At 71.1% G+C, this 17,618-nt stretch carries 14 protein-coding genes; 3 read left to right on the top strand and 11 right to left on the bottom strand.

Annotated elements, in window-relative coordinates:
• Positions 1-12: 12 nt before the first annotated feature.
• The 3 genes from ACZ303_RS09720 to nsdA form a co-directional block, all read right to left on the bottom strand.
• Complete coding sequence (locus ACZ303_RS09720; protein ID WP_467336914.1) at positions 13-360, bottom strand: P-II family nitrogen regulator; 348 nt, start codon at positions 358-360, stop codon at positions 13-15.
• A complete protein-coding gene (locus ACZ303_RS09725) occupies positions 357-1,634 on the bottom strand; it encodes an ammonium transporter (RefSeq protein WP_467336916.1) in 1,278 nt (425 codons plus the stop codon). The genes ACZ303_RS09720 and ACZ303_RS09725 overlap by 4 nt, the downstream gene beginning before the upstream one ends.
• 325 nt (positions 1,635-1,959) lie before the next feature.
• Complete coding sequence (nsdA, locus tag ACZ303_RS09730) at positions 1,960-3,480, bottom strand: transcriptional repressor NsdA (protein WP_467336918.1); 1,521 nt, start codon at positions 3,478-3,480, stop codon at positions 1,960-1,962.
• A gap of 451 nt (positions 3,481-3,931) precedes the next feature.
• Between nsdA and ACZ303_RS09735 the strand changes: the two genes are divergently transcribed.
• Entirely contained in the window at positions 3,932-4,603 is a 672-nt protein-coding gene (locus tag ACZ303_RS09735) for a bifunctional DNA primase/polymerase (protein ID WP_467336920.1), read from the top strand.
• Between the two features lie 149 nt (positions 4,604-4,752).
• Here the strand turns inward: ACZ303_RS09735 and ftsY are convergent, their stop codons facing one another.
• On the bottom strand, positions 4,753-5,988 hold the full coding sequence (gene ftsY / locus ACZ303_RS09740; protein ID WP_467336922.1) for a signal recognition particle-docking protein FtsY: 1,236 nt from the start codon (positions 5,986-5,988) through the stop codon (positions 4,753-4,755).
• Positions 5,989-6,206: 218 nt separating this feature from the next.
• Between ftsY and ACZ303_RS09745 the strand changes: the two genes are divergently transcribed.
• Positions 6,207-7,667, top strand: a complete 1,461-nt coding sequence (locus ACZ303_RS09745; protein WP_467336924.1) for a purine-cytosine permease family protein — start codon at positions 6,207-6,209, stop codon at positions 7,665-7,667.
• A 362-nt stretch (positions 7,668-8,029) separates the two neighbouring features.
• Here the strand turns inward: ACZ303_RS09745 and ACZ303_RS09750 are convergent, their stop codons facing one another.
• From ACZ303_RS09750 to ACZ303_RS09765, 4 genes are all read right to left on the bottom strand, one after another.
• The gene (locus tag ACZ303_RS09750) at positions 8,030-9,448 is read right to left on the bottom strand and encodes a sugar porter family MFS transporter (protein WP_467336926.1); all 1,419 of its coding nucleotides are present in this window, start codon (positions 9,446-9,448) and stop codon (positions 8,030-8,032) included.
• A 198-nt stretch (positions 9,449-9,646) separates the two neighbouring features.
• Positions 9,647-13,237 carry a chromosome segregation protein SMC gene (gene smc / locus ACZ303_RS09755; protein ID WP_467336928.1) on the bottom strand — a complete coding sequence of 1,197 codons (3,591 nt, stop codon included), beginning with the start codon at positions 13,235-13,237 and terminating at the stop codon, positions 9,647-9,649.
• 273 nt (positions 13,238-13,510) lie between these two features.
• The gene (locus ACZ303_RS09760; RefSeq protein WP_361527654.1) at positions 13,511-13,717 is read right to left on the bottom strand and encodes a hypothetical protein; all 207 of its coding nucleotides are present in this window, start codon (positions 13,715-13,717) and stop codon (positions 13,511-13,513) included.
• Between the two features lie 443 nt (positions 13,718-14,160).
• A complete protein-coding gene (locus ACZ303_RS09765; protein WP_467336932.1) occupies positions 14,161-14,442 on the bottom strand; it encodes an acylphosphatase in 282 nt (93 codons plus the stop codon).
• Positions 14,443-14,745: 303 nt separating this feature from the next.
• On the opposite strand from ACZ303_RS09765, the gene ACZ303_RS09770 reads away from it, so the two are divergent.
• Entirely contained in the window at positions 14,746-15,573 is an 828-nt protein-coding gene (locus tag ACZ303_RS09770) for a CAP domain-containing protein (protein WP_467336934.1), read from the top strand.
• On the opposite strand, the gene mutM is transcribed toward ACZ303_RS09770, so the two are convergent.
• The 3 genes from mutM to rpmF all read right to left on the bottom strand — a co-directional run bounded on the left by mutM (position 15,567) and on the right by rpmF (position 17,617).
• Positions 15,567-16,484 carry a bifunctional DNA-formamidopyrimidine glycosylase/DNA-(apurinic or apyrimidinic site) lyase gene (gene mutM, locus ACZ303_RS09775; protein ID WP_467336935.1) on the bottom strand — a complete coding sequence of 306 codons (918 nt, stop codon included), beginning with the start codon at positions 16,482-16,484 and terminating at the stop codon, positions 15,567-15,569. The two genes, ACZ303_RS09770 and mutM, sit on opposite strands and share 7 nt — an antisense overlap.
• A 115-nt stretch (positions 16,485-16,599) precedes the next feature.
• The gene (rnc, locus tag ACZ303_RS09780) at positions 16,600-17,424 is read right to left on the bottom strand and encodes a ribonuclease III (protein ID WP_467336937.1); all 825 of its coding nucleotides are present in this window, start codon (positions 17,422-17,424) and stop codon (positions 16,600-16,602) included.
• A 19-nt stretch (positions 17,425-17,443) separates the two neighbouring features.
• Positions 17,444-17,617 (bottom strand): 50S ribosomal protein L32, encoded by a 174-nt coding sequence (gene rpmF / locus ACZ303_RS09785; protein WP_030087884.1) that lies wholly within the window; start codon positions 17,615-17,617, stop codon positions 17,444-17,446.
• Position 17,618 lies beyond the last annotated feature (1 nt).

Consider the following 17,618-nt stretch of genomic DNA (forward strand, 5'->3'; position numbering starts at 1 on the left):
CCCTCGTCGGCTTCAGAGTGCGTCGGGACCGCGCTCGCCGGTCCGTACGCGGACGACCGTCTCGACCGGGACGACCCAGACCTTGCCGTCGCCGATCTTGCCCGCGTCGCCCGAGCGGGCGGTCTTGACGATGATGTCGACGACGTCGTCGACGTCGCCGTCCTCCGTCAGGACCTCCACGCGGATCTTCGGTACGAGGTCGACGGTGTATTCCGCGCCCCGGTAGACCTCGGTGTGGCCGCGCTGCTGGCCGGAGCCGCTGGCCTCGCTGACGGTCATGCCGCGGACGCCGAAGGTCCGCAGGGCGGCCTTGATCTCGTCGACCATGTGCGGCTTGACGACCGCGGTGATGAGCTTCATGCGTCCACCTTCTTGTTCTGCGCCTTGTCGGTTACGGGGTCGGCCGCGCTGCCGCGCGAGGACGAGACGCCGCCGACCGCGCTGAAGTCGTAGGCGGTCTCGGCGTGGAACGCCTGGTCGATACCGCCGAGCTCCTCGTCCTCGCTCGCCCGGAAGCCGACCGCCTTGTCGACGATCTTGGCAAGGATCCAGGAGACCGTGAAGGAGTAGGCCATGACGGCGAAGGCGCCGACGGCCTGCCGGCCGAGCTGGGTCGCGCCGCCGACGCCGCCGGTGGCGAGGAGGCCGACGAGCAGGGTGCCGATGACGCCGCCCACCAGGTGGACGCCGACCACGTCGAGCGAGTCGTCGAAGCCCAGCTTGAACTTGAGGGAGACGGCCCAGGCGCAGACGGCTCCGGCGACGACGCCGATGAGGATCGCGCCGAAGGCGTTGACGGCGGCACCGGAGGGGGTGATGGCGACCAGTCCGGCCACGGCGCCGGAGGCGGCGCCGAGGGTGGTGAACGCGCCGTGCCGGATCCGCTCGTAGGCGAGCCAGCCGAGCATGGCGGCACCGGTGGCGACCTGGGTGTTCAGGGCCATGTTGGCGGCGGCGCCGTTGGCGGCGAGCGCCGATCCGGCGTTGAAGCCGAACCAGCCGAACCACAGCAGGCCCGCGCCGAGCATCACCAGCGGCAGGCTGTGCGGCCGCATCGGGTCCTTCTTGAAGCCGATGCGCTTGCCGACGACGAGCACCGCGGCGAGGGCGCCGATTCCGGCGTTGATGTGGACGGCGGTGCCGCCCGCGAAGTCGATCACCTTGAGCTTGAAGAGCCAGCCGTCGGCCTGCCAGACCCAGTGGGCGACGGGGAAGTAGACGACCGTCACCCAGAGGGTGATGAACAGCGCCCAGGCGCTGAACTTCACCCGGTCGGCGAGTGCCCCGCTCATCAGCGCGGGGGTGATGACCGCGAACATCAGCTGGAAGAGGGCGAAGGCGAAGACCGGGATGCCTTCCTTGCCCCCCGTCAGCGTCTCGGGGGTGATGCCCTTGAGGCCGATGTGGTCGAAGTCGCCCAGCAGCCCGGCGCCGAGGTCGTCGCCGAAGGCGAGCGAGTAGCCGTAGAGCACCCAGAGCACGGTGACGATGCCCAGCGAGATGAAGGACATCATGAGCATGTTGAGGGCGCTCTTGACCCGCACCATGCCGCCGTAGAAGAAGGCGAGGCCGGGTGTCATCAGCATGACGAGCGCGGCACTGATCAATACGAATGCGGTATCTGCGCCATTCACGTTCGACGTCTCCTCGCAGCGGCGGCCCCGTACGGGCGGGATCTCGGCGGGCCGGTTTTCGCCATGAGATTGACTCAGCGGGATTTCAGTCGATGCGGTGGCGTGTTTCACCGCAGTGACGAACAGGCGGTGCGTGTTACGCCCCGATGAACCGCCGGAAGACGGTGAAGCCGTCCCGTTACCCTGCCGCAACCGTGCGCGGTTCCCCGGTGACGGCGGCACAAAAACAACCGACCGCGACGACCACCCTGTGTGACCTGGCGTGGGGGAGCCGAGTCGGGCTGTACGGGAGGGTCGCCGCGGCCGGGTTCAGAGGTCCGGAAGGTCAGACCGCTTGCACGGCCTCCACGGATTCCGGTAGGTGGACGCTGAGTTGTTCGGTCAGGGCGATGACCTCGGCGACCTGGCCGAAGTCGCGGACCGCGGTGTCCACGGTCTTGCGCAGCCTGTTGTTGACCCGCTCGGAACGCACCTGCTTGGCGATCTTCAGGGCCTTGGCGGCGAGGACCACGGACTGCTCGGGCTCGCGCTCCATCAGGTGCACGGTGGCCATGCCGATGAGGTTGAGCGCATACGAACGGTGGTGCTCGTGGTCGTGCTCGAAGAGCTCGACGGCCCGCTCCATCTTGGGCCGCGCGAGGGAGGCGTAGGTCGGGCTGCGGCCGGCCACATAGGCGAGGTCGCGGTAGGAGTGGGCGTTCTCCGCGTTCAGCTCGGCTTCGGAGAAGAAGCGGATCCAGTCGGGGTCGCCGTCACCGGCGGCGCAGTCGGAGAAGCAGTCCTCGGCCATATTGACCGCGCGCTTGCACTTGGCGGGCTGGCCCATATTGGCGTACGCGCGGGCCTCCACGGCGTAGAGCATCGCCTGGGTACGGGAGGTGGCGGACTCGCGGGAGCCGTACTGGCCGAGGTGGATGAGCTCCAGGGCGTCGTCCGGCCGCCCGAGGTGGATCATCTGCCGGCTCATGCTGGAGAGGATGTACGAGCCCAGGGGGCGGTCCCCGGCCTCCCGGGCGGCGTGCAGGGCCAGCACGAAATACTTCTGCGCCGTGGGGTGCAGGCCGACGTCATAGCTCATCCAGCCGGCGAGCTGGGCCAGTTCGGCGGCGGCCTTGAACAGCCGCTTGGAGGTGGCCTCGGGCTGCGGCTCCTGGAGCAGGTCGGTGACCTCGTGGAGCTGTCCGACGACGGCCTTGCGGCGCAGTCCGCCGCCGCACTGGGCGTCCCACTGACGGAACATCACCGTGGTGGATTCGAGGAGGTCAAGCTCGGGCACGGACAGGCGGGAAGGGCGCGTGGTGCCGACCGAGCCGAGGGACTCCTGCCGCTCCCGGCCGATCGCGCCGGGCGCGAGCCAGCGCTGCATGGGCTCCACGAGCGCGGGTCCGGCCGAGAGGGCGAGCGAGGCGCCGAGGAAGCCGCGCCGCGCCAGCATCAGGTCGCTGCGGGAGAACTCGCTGATGAGCTCGACGGTCTGCGGGCCGGCCCAGGGCAGGTCGACGCCCGAGACGGACGGTGACTGATGCGCGGTGCGGAGCCCGATGTCCTCGATGCCGACGACGCAGCCGAACCGCTCGGAGAACAGCTCGGAGAGGATCTTGGGGATCGGCTCGCGGGGCTGTTCGCCGTCGAGCCAGCGGCGTACGCGCGAGGTGTCGGTGCTGATGTGGTGGGCGCCGAGCTGACGTGCCCTGCGGTTGACCTGACGCGCCAGCTCGCCCTTCGACCAGCCACTGCGCAGGAACCAGGAACCCAACTTCTCGTTGGGGCGCTTCTCGGCCCTTTCCGACCGCTCGGCCCTGTCGGCCTTCTCGGCACCATCGGTGCCGCTGCCGTTGCCGCCCACCTGGAAGCCCCCATCCCGATTTCTGCCATCTGTGCGTGACGCCAACAGCTTGCCGCCCATTGCGGCTGTCTGTCCGGTGATGCACCTTCTCGGCCGGGGGTTCGGACGGCCGAGCGGCGGACTGGCCATGCCTCCGGCATACCCGCCGACGGGGGTGCATCTCCTGGGTCCGTACACCGAAAGTAATCCTACGATCACCGATCCCGCGAGGGCAGTCCAGTAAACGCCACCATTCGCCACCCCAAGGAATGAACTCAACCGCACCTCTACACGATTGACTTGACACGTGGCGATCAGGGACGGGTTGCACTGATGCGCACCGCGGCGCACACCGCGCGGCACACCCCCTGCCGCACACCGCCACGCCGCCTCGGGAAGGGATTCGGCAACGGTCCGTGTTCGAGACACTCCGAGTCGTAACCACAGGCGAGCACGACCCGTTGGAGGGGGCATGGGCTTCACAATCGGCGGCATCCGGGACCTGCGCTCGAGCTCACGGCGCCGCGGACGCGCGTCGGAGTACGCGACCACGGTGGCGGAGTACACCGGCCTGTGGGGGTGGGACGTGGTCCCCGGCGCTCGCGCGTCCCGCGGTGGACGCGTGATCTGCTCGTGCGGCGCCGCCGACTGCCCCTCCCCCGGCGCCCACCCCCTGGCGTTCGCCCCGCCGGTCCCGGCGGGCTCCACCCTGGACGCCGCCGCGGCCGCCTGGGCGGAGGTCCCCGGCGCCGCCGTGCTGCTGCCCGTGGGCCGCTCGTTCGATGTCCTGGAGGTCGCCGAGACCGCCGGCCGGTACGCCCTGGCCCGGCTGGAACGCATGGGCCTGCCGCTCGGCCCGGTCGCCCTCACCCCGCACGGACGCGCGCTGTTCTTCGTCGCGCCCGGCGCCGCCGCCGAACTCCCCCAGCTGCTCTACCGCATGGGCTGGGACGACGCCCGCCTCGACCTGCGCTGCCTGGGCCCCGGCGACCACATCACGGCCCCGCCCTCCGACTACGCCGGCCTCGGCCCCATGCGCTGGCTGCGCCCGCCGACCCTCGACACGGCCGGCCAGCCCCCGCAGGCCCGGCTGTTGCTGGGCACGCTGGCCTACATCTGCCACCGCACGGCCCTTTGCGGCTGAGCCGCCGCCGCTTTCGCGGAGCTGGCTGAGCCGAGTGGGGGTTGCTCGATTGATGGTCGCTGTTCGAACAAGGACCGGTGTCATGCGTCGGGCCCCGGTCGCAGCTGGTCGGCTGCGGCCGGGGCCCGGCGTCCGGTGGGGATCGGGGGTCAGTCGCCGATCAGGGCGTCGACGAACGCCTCCGGTTCGAACGGCGCGAGGTCGTCCGCGCCCTCGCCCAGACCCACCAGCTTCACCGGCACGCCCAGCTCGCGCTGGACGGCCACGACGATGCCGCCCTTGGCGGTGCCGTCCAGCTTGGTGAGGACGATGCCCGTGATGTCCACGACCTCCGCGAACACCCGCGCCTGCACCAGGCCGTTCTGACCGGTGGTGGCGTCCAGGACGAGCAGCACCTCGTCGACCGCGCCGTGCTTCTCCAGGACCCGCTTGACCTTGCCGAGCTCGTCCATGAGCCCGGTCTTGGTGTGCAGCCGGCCGGCGGTGTCGACGAGCACGACGTCCGCGTTCTCGGCGATGCCCTCCTTGACCGCGTCGAAGGCGATCGACGCCGGGTCGCCGCCCTCCGGACCACGGACCGTACGGGCACCGACGCGCTCGCCCCAGGTCTGGAGCTGATCGGCGGCGGCGGCGCGGAAGGTGTCGGCCGCGCCCAGGACGACGGACTTGCCGTCCGCGACGAGCACCCGGGCCAGCTTGCCCGTGGTGGTGGTCTTGCCGACGCCGTTGACGCCGACGACCATCACGACGCCGGGCTTCTCCTCGCCGTTCGTGCCCACACCGGGCTCGGTGTGGACGGCACGGTCGAGGTCCGGGCCGATCAGGGCGACCAGCTCCTCGCGGAGCAGGGTGCGCAGTTCCTCGGGCGTACGGGTGCCGAGCACCCTCACCCGCTCGCGCAGCCGCTCCACCAGCTCGTGCGTGGGCGCGACGCCCACGTCGGCGGTGAGCAGGGTGTCCTCGATCTCCTCCCATGTGTCCTCATCGAGGTGCTCGCGGGAGAGCAGGGTCAGCAGACCCTTGCCGAGGGAGTTCTGGGAGCGGGAGAGCCGGGTACGCAGCCGGACGAGCCGGCCGGCGGTGGGCTCCGGTACCTCGATCTCGGGGGCGGCCGGGGCCGCGGGGGCCTCCGGCTCGACGACGGGCGCCTCGGCCGCCGGGGCCTCGGCCACCGGCAGGTCCACCTCTTCGATGGTCCGGCGGGGCTCCGCGGTAGGGGTCTCGGCCTCCTCGCCGATGTGCGGCTCGGCGGGCGGCGCGGTGACGGACGGGCTGCTCGGCGGGGCCGGGGGCAGCTGCTTCTTCTTACGGCTGCTGACCACGAGCCCGCTGATCGCGCCGAGCGCGATCACAGCGATGACTACAGCAAGGATGACGATTTCCATAACGCACCCAGTATCGGACACCTCGACCCCGGCGCGCCGCAGCGCCGACGCCATGTGACTTCGTACGTACCGACGAGGACCAAAGCCACTAACAGGCCAAAGTTGGAGCAAAGTACGATGGCGAGACCCTGTGTGACGCGCGTAGAGTCCGCAGCGTCTCTTTCTGCCCAGGCCCCTCCGGCTTGCCCGCCCCGCTTCACCCGCACGGAGCCCCCCACATGGACAACGTCGTCCCCGCCGAATCCGAAGGCGCGATAGAAACCCGCGGCATCGAGCCCGTACCGGACAACGAGCGGCACGGCCGGGTCCGTGAGCTCTTCCCGACCTGGGTCGCCGCCAACATCAGCGTGCTGCTGCTCACCATGGGCGCCGCCCTGGTGGTCTTCAACGAGCTGAACTTCTGGCAGGTCCTGCTCGTCGCCGCGTGCGCCGCCCTGGCGTCGTTCGGCATGGTCGGTGTCCTGTCGGTCTCCGGCAAGTGGGGCGGCGCCCCCGGCGCCATGCTCTCCCGCGCGACCTTCGGCGCCCGCGGCAACCTCTTCCCGGGCGCGATCCTGTGGGTCGCCCGCTTCGGCTGGGAGACGATCAACGCGGTCACCGGCGCGTACGCCGTCCTGACCGTGCTGGATCTGCTCTTCGGCATCAAGAGCAACACCGCGCTCATCGTGGTCACGCTCTTCGTCTTCGTCGTCTGCACGTTCCTGGTGAGCGGCATGGGCCGCAAGGCGCTGAACGTGTGCAACAAGTGGTCGACGTACCTCTTCGGCGTCTTCAGCGTGCTGGTGCTCGGCTATCTGATCGCCAACATGAACTGGGGCGACGTCTTCTCCAAGCCGGCCGGCTCCACCGCGATGGTCATCGCGGGCATCGGCACGATCGCCGCCGGCGGCATCAGCTGGGTGCCCACCGGCCCCGACTTCGCGCGCTACCTCCCGCACGCCGCGTCCGGCAAGAAGATCGTCGGCGCGACCGTCTCCGGCGCGGGCCTGGTCATGGTCCCGATGGTGCTGATGGGCGCGGTCATGGCCGTCGCCACCCCCGGCCTGGCCGAGGCGCCCGACCCGGTCTCCTTCCTCGGCGACATCCTGCCGACCTGGCTGGCCGTGCCGTACCTCGCCACCGCGATCGTCGGCATGCTGCTGATCAACAGCCTCTCGATGTACTCCGCCGGCTTCACCGCGCAGACCATGGGCGTCAAGCTCCCCCGCGCGATGGCCGTCAGCATCAACGCCGTGATCTCCCTCGTCGGCGGTCTGCTGCTGATGCTGGTCGCGAAGAGCTTCCTCAGCTCCTTCATCACCTTCCTGATCCTCCTCGCGGTCTCCTTCTCCGCCTGGATCGGCGTCTACGCGGTCGACATGGCCCGCCGCCGGGCCCGCGCCGTGCGCTACGACGCGGAGGCGCTGATGGACACCACCCCCACCAGCCGCTACTGGTACGTCGGCGGCTTCTGCTGGCAGGCGATGACCGCGTGGGGCGTCGCCCTCGCCGCGGGCATCTGCTTCACCAAGTGCGACTGGTTCGCCGGTCCGCTCTCCGGCACGTTCGTCGGCAAGTACGGGCTGGGCTGGGCCGCCACGATCGTGATCTCGGCCGTCATGATGGCCGTCCTCCCGACGCCGCGGGAGCGCTCCGCGCGGGTTCCGGGTGAGCCGGTCGCGGCGAAGGTCGCGGCGTAGCCGCGCTGCTGCGGACTTCACGCCGACGCCCCCTCCGCTGCCTTGCAGCGGAGGGGGCGTCGGCGTTTGGGTCGCGGTTCGGCTGCCGCCGGCTTGGGGTGGGTGCCCGTTCCGGGCGGGTGCGTCGGCCAGGGGCCGCGCCGCTGCCGCGCCTGGCCGGCGCCTGTGCCATGCCCGTTCCGGGCGGCGTCGCCTTGCCCAGTACCGCGCCGTCGCCGCTTTCGGCGGTTCGTGGGGGCCGGGGTCGGCTGTCCGCTGTCCCAGCTCACCGTCTGCCGGGCTCTCCGTACACGCCAAAGGACGCTGCCCCGGCTCTCGGTGAGAGCCGGGGCAGCGTCCTTGAGGAGAGGGCAGCGGGGGGGTTAGCCCATCTCCTCCAACGCCTTGCCCTTGGTCTCCTTCACGAACTTCAGCACGAAGGGGATCGAGAGCACGGCGAAGACCGTGTAGATGACGTACGTACCGGACAGGTTCCAGTCCGACAGGCTCGGGAAGCTCGCCGTGATGGCCCAGTTGGCGATCCACTGCGCGGACGCCGCCACACCGAGCGCCGCGGCGCGGATGCGGTTGGGGAACATCTCGCCGAGGAAGACCCAGACCACGACACCCCAGGACAGGGCGAAGAAGAGCACGAACGCGTGGGCCGCGACCAGCGCCACCGTGCCCTGCGTGGTCGGCAGGGAGCCGTCGGCGGCCTGCGAGGAGAACGCCCACGCCTCGAGGGCGAGCGAGAGGGCCATACCGGCGGAGCCGACGAGCGCGAGCGGCTTGCGGCCGAGCCGGTCGACGAAGATCATCGCGATCACGGTGCCGACGATGTTGATGATCGACGTCGTGAAGGAGTAGAGGAACGAGTCGCTCGGGTCGATGCCGACGGACTGCCACAGGGTCGCCGAGTAGTAGAACGCGACGTTGATGCCGACGAGCTGCTGGAAGACCGACAGGCCGATGCCGACCCAGACGATGGGCAGGAAGCCCGCCTTGGAGCCCAGGAGGTCCTTGAAAGTGGACTTCTCCTCGCTGTGCATCGCCAGCTCGATCTCGGCCACGCGCTTGTCGAGGTCGACGGTGTGGCCCTCGACGTCGGCCAGGACGGCCTTCGCCTTGTCGACCTTGCCGACCGAGATCAGGAAGCGGGGCGACTCGGGGATCGCGAAGGAGAGCAGGCCGTAGAGGACGGCCGGGACGACCATGACGCCGAGCATGAGCTGCCAGGCCTCGATGCCCAGCACGTGACCGCGCTGGTCGCCGTCGGCGAGGTTGAGGATGCCCCAGTTGACGAGCTGGGACACGGCGATGCCGACGACGATCGCGGCCTGCTGGAAGGAACCGAGGCGGCCGCGGTAGGCGGGCGGGGAGACCTCGGCGATGTACGCCGGGCCGATGACCGAGGCCATACCGATGGCGATGCCGCCGAGGACGCGCCAGAAGGCGAGGTCCCACAGGGAGAACGGCAGGGCCGAGCCGACGGCGCTGATCGTGAAGAGCGTCGCCGAGATCTGCATGACGCGGATCCGGCCTATGCGGTCCGCGACACGGCCGGCGGTGGCGGCACCGATCGCGCAGCCGATGAGGGCGATGGCGATGACCTGGGCCAGGGCGGCGGAACCGATGTCGTACTTCCCGCGGATGCCCTCGACAGCGCCGTTGATCACGGAGCTGTCGTAGCCGAAGAGGAAGCCACCCATGGCCGCTGCCGCGGTGATGAAGATGACATGGCCGAGGTGGTCCGGGTGGGCCTTGCGACCCTCGGACCCCTGCGCCGTCGCAGTGCTGGTCAACGTGTACTCCTGAGGCCCGGCGGCATTGCCGGGCGTGGGGGGCTGGCCTTTCAAGTGGGGCATAACTCCTTGGGGCCCACCACTTGAAGGTATTAGCAACGTTGGAGACCTTATGCCTTCATGTTTCTAAGTCAATAGGTCGTAACCAAGAAGTTTCCTAGGAGCTTCCCGGAGGTTGGGTTCAACACTTGAATGATCTCAGCGGAGACGCTGGCTGATGACCTTGGAAACGCCGTCTCCCTGCATGGACACGCCGTACAGCGCGTCCGCGACCTGCATGGTCCGCTTCTGGTGGGTGATCACGATCAGCTGGGAGCTCTCCTGGAGCTCTTCCATGATCCGGATCAGCCGCTGGAGATTGGTGTCGTCCAGCGCCGCCTCGACCTCGTCCATCACATAGAACGGGCTCGGCCGCGCCTTGAAGATCGCCACCAGCAGCGCCACCGCGGTCAGCGACCGCTCGCCGCCCGACAGCAGCGACAGCCGCTTGACCTTCTTGCCCGGCGGCCGGGCCTCCACGTCCACGCCGGTCGCCAGCATGTCGTCCGGGTCGGTGAGCACGAGCCGCCCCTCACCGCCGGGGAACAGCCGGGAGAAGACGCCCTCGAACTCACGGGCCGTGTCCCGGTACGCCTCCGTGAAGACCTCCTCGACCCTCCTGTCGACGTCCTTCACGACCTGAAGCAGGTCACTGCGGGTCTTCTTCAGGTCCTCCAGCTGCTCGGACAGGAACTGGTGACGCTCCTCCAGCGCCGCGAACTCCTCCAGGGCGAGCGGATTGACCTTGCCGAGCTGCTGGTACGCCCGCTCGGCCGCCCTCAGCCGCTTCTCCTGCTCGGCGCGCGCGTACGGCACGGGCTGGTTCCTCGGGTGCCCGGGATCCTCCGGCAGCTCCTCGCCCTCGGCCGGCGGCGAGGGCGGTACGAGCTGGTCGGGCCCGTATTCGGCGATCAGCGCCGCCGGCTCGACACCCAGCTCCTCCAGGGCCTTGGCCTCCAGCTGCTCGATGCGCAGCCGCTTCTCCGCGCCCAGGACCTCGCCACGGTGCACCGAGTCCGTCAACTTGTCCAGCTCGCCCTTGAGCTCCCGGCCCCGGTTCCGCTCGGCGACCAGCTCCCGTTCCCGCTCGGCCTTCGCCGCCTCGGCGCTCCGGCGCTCCTCGTCGGCGCGTACGAGCGACACTTCGACGTGGGCCAGCAGCTGCCGGGCGCCGTCGGCGACCGCCGACGCGACCCTCGCCTCGTGCCGCAGCCGGGCGCGCCGCTGCTCCGCGCGTACCCGCGCCTCCCGCTCGGCGCGCGCCGCCCGGTCGAGCCCGTCGGCCCGGCCGGCGAGGGCCTTGACCCGCTCCTCGTGCGTACGGACCTGGAGGCGCGCCTCCATCTCGGTCTGCCGCGCGTTGGCCCCGTCGGCCGCCAGGCGGTCGCGCACGGAGGTGTCCGGCTCGTCGGTCCGCTCCGGTCCCGCTTCCTCCGCCACGGCCAGCCGCTCGGCCAGTTCCTCGGCCTCCTCGGTGGCCCGTACGAGCGCTTCCTCGGCCCGGGCCACGGCCGCCGCCGTCCGGCCGGCCTCGTCGGCCGCCGCCCGAGCCTGCCCGGCGAGCCGCCCCAGCGCCTGGGCGACCTGGGACTTCTCCCGGTCGGCGACGCTGCGGCGGGCCGCGAGCTCCTCGACGCGGGCGGCGCACTCCGCGCGCCGCTCGTCCGCGTCCCGCTGAGCCGCCGCCAGCTCCACACAGCGCGCGTCCAGCTCGACGAGTTCGGCCGTGGCCTCGTCGACGGCCGACCGCACCTCCAGCAGGCTCGGCGCCCCGCCGGAGCCGCCCTGCGCGAAGTGGGCGGCGAGCACGTCGCCCTCGGCGGTGACGGCCGTGACCTCCGGCCGGGCCCCGACGAGTTCCTCCGCGTCCTCCAGCGTCGCGACGACCACCACTCCCCGCAGCAACCGGCGGACGGCGGCCATCGCTTCGGCGGGACCGTGCACCAGCTCCTCGGCGGGCCGTGGTCCGTGCGGACGGTGCGGGGCGGGGCCGCCGGCCGGAGCCGTCGCGTTCACCGCCGCCCGTGGCAGCCCCTCCGTGACCAGCAGCGCCGCCCGGCCCGCGTCCTCCTTGCGGAGCAGCCGCAGGGCCTCGGCCGCCGTGGCGGTGTCCGTGACGGCGATCGCGTCCGCCGCCGCGCCCAGGGCCGCGGCGACCGGCAGTTCGTAGCCGGGCTCGACGGACAGCAGCTCCGCCGCCGGGCCGAGCAGACCGCCCAATCGTTCCTGCGCCGCCAGCAGCGCGCCCGTACCGTCCTTGTGGCGCAGGCCGAGCGCCAGCGCGTCGCGCCGGGCCGCCGTGGCCGCCCGGCGGCGTTCGGTCGACGTCGTCGCCTCGCGGGCCTCGCCCAGCGCCGCCTCGGCCTCGGCCAGCTCGCGCCTGGCCCGCTCGTACCGGTCGGCCAGCTCCGCGTCACCGGCGTCGAGCCCCTCGACCTCGGCCTGTCGGAGCTCGTACTCCTGCTGGGCCGCGGCGGCCCGCTCCGCTGCCTCGTCGCGGGCCATGGCCAGGCGGTCGATCTCGGCCTGGGCGGACGCCGCCCGGCCGCGGGCCGCGGTGACCTTGCCGTGCAGCCGGGCGAGTCCCTCGCGGTGGTCGGCGATGGCCCGGGCGGCGTCCCGCAGCCGCCGTTCCTCCTCCGCCAGCCGGCGCTCCAGCTCGGCCCGGTGCGCGGAGGTGTCCTCCAGGGCCCGGCTCGCCGCCTCCAGGGCGGCCTCCAGCTCGGCTTCCTGCTCGCGCACGCGCGCCGCCTCGCGCTCCAGGTCCTCCGGGTCGCGGCCGCGCCGCTCCTCGCCGGGGGCCGTGGTCGCGCTCGTGACCCGCTGGTCCGCCAGACCGATCGTGCCGCGCACCCGCTCGGCGAGCCGCGACAGCTCGTACCAGGTCTGCTGGGCCTCGGCCAGGCGCGGGGTCAGCGTCCGCACCTGCTCCTCCAGCGCGGCCTCGTGCTGTGCCGCCGTCCGCAGCTCGGCCTCGGCGGCCTCCTTGCGGGCCTTGAGCGCGGCCTCGTCGGCGAGCTCGGAGCTCAGCGCCTCGCGCAGGGTCACCAGGTCGTCGGCGAGCAGGCGCAGGCGGGCGTCGCGCAGGTCGGCCTGGATGACCGCGGCCCGGCGCGCGACGGCGGCCTGGCGGCCGAGCGGCTTGAGCTGCCGCCGCAGTTCGTCGGTCAGGTCCTGTACGCGCGCGAGGTTGGCGCGCATGGCGTCGAGCTTCCGCAGCGCCTTCTCTTTGCGCTTGCGGTGCTTGAGCACGCCCGCGGCCTCCTCGATGAAGGCGCGGCGGCCCATCGGGTCGGCGTGCAGGACGGAGTCGAGCTGACCCTGGCCGACGATGACGTGCATCTCGCGGCCGATGCCGGAGTCGGAGAGCAGTTCCTGGATGTCGAGCAGGCGGCAGGTGTCGCCGTTGAGCTGGTACTCGCTGCCGCCGTTGCGGAACATCGTCCGGGTGATGGTCACTTCGGCGTAGTCGATGGGCAGCGCGCCGTCGGAGTTGTCGATGGTCAGTGAGACCTCGGCGCGGCCCAGCGGTGGGCGGCCGGTCGTGCCGGCGAAGATGACGTCTTCCATCTTGCCGCCGCGCAGCGACTTGGCGCCCTGTTCTCCCATGACCCAGGAAAGGGCGTCGACGACATTGGACTTGCCCGAACCATTGGGGCCGACGACGCAGGTGATCCCGGGTTCGAAGCGCAGGGTCGTCGCGGAAGCGAAGGATTTGAACCCGCGCAGGGTCAGGCTCTTGAGGTGCACGCGGGAGGACTCTACCGCTCGTGTGTCTCCCACCACCGCCCCGGCGCGTGGCGCAGTGCGTCGTCGCCCCCATTGATTTTGGTTTCACCCGGGAAGGCGCAGGGCACATCAGTCGTGAGGGGGGCGAAACAAAAATTCGGCCGGAACCGACGGACGATAAGACGATCGGACAGCACGCATCGGATACGACGAAGGGACGCCGAGGGCGTCCCTTGCAACTACTCTCAAGCGGCTGACAGTGCAGCCCGACCTGGGCCCCCGGGGCAGGGGTGGTCAGGCGAGCGCAGGCTCCGCCTGGGATACGTCGATGCTGTCGAGCAACGAGTCGCCGTGGTGAGCGGCGGCAGTCAGCGCGTCATTTTCGGCCTGCATCCGAATGAGCTCGGATTCAAGGTCCTGGACACGCTGCTGAAGCCGTCGCATCTCGGAGAGGACTCGGGGGTCGGAGCCGCCGACGTAACCGAGAAGCGCCTTTGCCATGATGGATGGTCCTCCACACTGAGTGACCGACCGAAGCGGTGTGGGTCGTGAGGGATTCGCACCCGCGGTGTCTGCCATCGCTACTGTGTTCAATGCCAAACAGCTAAGGTGCGCGGGGCTTCCAGAGTCTCACCAAAAAGTTTGACGGTCAACACGATCACACCCCGTATCCGCAGGCGTCCCAAGGGTGCGCGGCCGCTCATACGCGGCGCCGTCCGACTCGGGGCCCGGAGGGGCGTGGAGATCATCCGTTGAGTTGCAGCCTTCCACGGTGGGGCCGTCTTGGCAACCATCAGGGAATTTCTGCCTTTCGAATATGCCACCGGCATATCAATAAGGTCATCGAGGCCCACGGCGCCCGTTCTTCACGGGGCCGTTCCGGGCCCTCTGCGCTCTTCTACGGACAGGATTCGCTTCTTTGGTCGGGGCGGACGCGCCGGGCCTCAGCGAATCTCGAACCCGTCATAACCACCACGCGGCACGGACCAGATCTCGGTGACGCCGTCCACGCGGCCGGGGGTGTCGCCGTCACGCAACCAATCGAGCAATTGTTCGCAATGCTCGCGGACACCCTCCGCGACCACCTGGACCCGGCCGTCGGCGAGATTCGAGGCGAAGCCGGCGAGCCCTCCGATACGCAAGGCGTTCTCCCGGGTGAACCATCGGAAGCCAACACCCTGCACATGACCACGCACCCAGGCCGTCAGACGGACATCTTCGTTCATGTCTGCACGCTAACCGGCCAATTGCATTCGGAGCACTTTGACCCCGTCCCTATTGCCGTACAGTCGCCGCTCGACAGGTCTCCCCCGTACGAGTGACGCACGATGACGCCGAGCACGTAAGGAAGGCAGCGGATGGGTCGCCATCGACGCTCTGCCCCTCAGGCCCCCGGTCCCACCGCATCGACGCGCCCTTCCCTCGGCGCGACCAGGCCCTCCCCGGCGGGAGGGACGCCCGATCCGGGTCCCCCTTACGAACCCGAGGGCCCGGCCGACGCCGGACGGCATCGCACCGTGCGCGGGCGCGTGAAGGCACCGCTGCGGAACGGCCTCCTGGGCGCGTCCGCCGCCATGGCGATGGGGGTCGTCGCCATGACCTCCGGACTGTTCTCCGGCGGGGACACCCTCCAGCTCGGCAGCGGCCCCGTGGTCCCCGGCCCCGGTGGGCAGGTGCGGGCGGACGACCCGCCCGCCCTGGAGAGGGCGCCCGTACGGCCCGCGGCTCCGGCCTCCGAGCGTGGCAGGGCACCGGTGAGCCGGGGCGCCGAGCGCCCGGACACCTCCGCCGCACCCTCCTCCGCGCCGAGCCCGGACGCCTCGGCCGCCCCCGGCGCCCAACAGGGCGGCGAGGGCGCCGATCCGGGCCGCGACACCCGGGTCGCCCCCGGCCCGGCCGCCACCACCGCGACGCCCGACGCTCCCGCTCCCGCCGCGGCCGCCCCCTCCACGGAGGCTCAGCAGGCGGACACGTTCCGTGCCACGCCGGTGGGTCAGGTGCTCGCCCTGGTCAATCAGGAGCGGGCGAAGGCGGGGCTGCGGCCGCTCACGGCCAGCGGCCGGCTGACGGCGCTGGCCCAGTCCTTCAGCGACGACATGGCCCGGCGCGGCTTCTTCGCCCACACCGACCCGGAGGGCAGGACGCCCTGGGACCGCGCCGCCAAGCGCGGCATCGGCAATCTCGGCGGCGAGAACATCGCCCGCGGCCACCCGGACGCACGCGCCGTGATGGACGCCTGGATGCGCAGCACCGGCCACCGCGCCAACATCCTCAACCGCGAGTACCGCACCCTCGGCATCGGGGTGAACCCCGGTGGCGCGGACGGCCCTTGGTGGACACAGGACTTCGGCTATTGAACCGGCGGCAGCGCCCGTTCCGTACGCCCCTGGGTCGTGCGCGGCGGGCGCTGGCAGCGCGGACAGAAGTAGCTGGAACGGTTCATCCAGGGGCGGCGGCGCATGGGAGTGCCGCAGCGGCGGCAGGGCTCGTCCTCCCGCCCGTACGCGTCCAGCGACCGGTCGAAATAGCCTGATTCGCCGTTCACATTGACGTAGAGGCTGTCGAAGCTGGTGCCGCCGACGGCGAGCGCCTCGTTCATGACCTCGCGGATGTGGGTGAGCAGTTCGGTGCTACGCGGGCGGGTCAGGGTGGCGGTGGGGCGGTCGTAGTGCAGCCGGGAGCGCCACAGCGCCTCGTCGGCGTAGATGTTGCCGACCCCGCTGATCAGCGACTGGTCGAGCAGGGCCCGCTTCACGGTCGTCCGGCGCCGGCGCAGCGCGGCGTGGAAGGCGTCCTCGTCGAAGGCGGGGTCCAGGGGGTCGCGGGCGATGTGCGCGATGACATCGGGCAGGCCCTCGGGGTCGCCCTCCACGGTGTCGTGGAGCGAGAGGCCGCCGAAGGTGCGCTGGTCCACGAAGCGCAGCTCGGTGGGGGTGGCGTCGGCGAAGCGGACGCGGATGCGCAGGTGCTTCTCGCCGGGGGCGTCGTGCGGCTGGACGAGCAGCTGGCCGCTCATGCCGAGGTGGGCCAGTACGGACCTGCCGACCGCGGCGCCGTCGGCCGCTTCGAGCGGCAGCCAGAGGTACTTGCCGCGCCGCCGTGCGGTGCCGAGGCGGTGCCCGGCCAGCTGGGCGGCGAAGTCGTCGGCGCCGGCGAGGTGGCGGCGGATCGCGCGCGGGTGCAGGACCCGCACCTCCGCGACCGTGCGCCCGCAGATCCAGCGCTCCAGTCCGCGTCGTACGACCTCGACCTCGGGCAGCTCTGGCACGGTGCGGTACTCCTTCGGAGGGTTCGCCACGGTTCTCGCGCCCGGAAGGGGCGCGTTGTCCTGAAGGGCCGGACGGGCTCGGCCCGTCCGGCCCTTCAGGACACGACGAAACGCGTCAGTGCGACGCGCCCTGCACGCCGTCGGCGGGCTCGGAAGCCACCGGGTCGGCGTCGGCGGCGGTCTCGGCGGCCGCCTGTGCGGCGGAGGCCCGGGCCTCCGCCGCGTCGTGGATGGCACGCCAGGCGGCTTCCGCCGCCTGCTGCTCCGCTTCCTTCTTGCTGCGGCCGGTGCCGGTGCCGTACGCGACACCACCGACGCGGGCAGCAGCCGTGAAGGTCTTCTCGTGGTCGGGACCTGTCTCGGAGACGAGATACTCCGGGACGCCCAGCCCCTCCGTGGCGGTGAGTTCCTGGAGGCTGGTCTTCCAGTCCAGGCCCGCGCCGAGGTTCGAGGACTTCTCGATCAGGGGATCGAAGAGCCTGTGCACCAGTTCGGCGGCGGCGTCGAGACCCTGGTCGAGATAGACCGCCCCGATCACCGCTTCCAGGGTGTCCGCGAGGATGGAGGCCTTGTTACGACCGCCCGTGCCCTCTTCGCCCCGGCCGAGCCGGATGAAGGAACCCAGGTCCAGCCCGCGGCCGACCTCGGCCAGCGCACGGGAGTTGACCACCGCGGCCCGCAGTTTGGCCAGCTGGCCCTCGGGCAGGTCGGGGTGGATGCGGTAGAGCGTGTCCGTGACCACCAGGCCGAGCACGGAGTCCCCGAGGAACTCCAGCCGCTCGTTGGTGGGCAGCCCGCCGTTCTCGTACGCGAAGGAACGGTGAGTCAGCGCACGCACCAGAAGGGCGGTCTCGAGTCTGTACCCGAGCCGCCCTTCCAGAAGCGTGTGAGACGAGGCCGTGTCCGCCGGCGCCTTCTTCGGCGTAATGGCGTCTGACATGGAGCCTGTCACCCGCCGATCAGACCTCGAGGACCTGGCGCTTGTTGTAGGTGCCGCAGCTGGGGCACGCGATGTGCTGCAGCTTCGGCTCGTGGCAGCTAGCGCATGCCACCAGGGTGGGGACCGCAGCCTTCCACTGCGACCGGCGGTGGCGCGTGTTGCTGCGCGACATCTTCCGCTTCGGAACAGCCACG

The organism is Streptomyces sp. NPDC023527 (genome assembly GCF_055560115.1).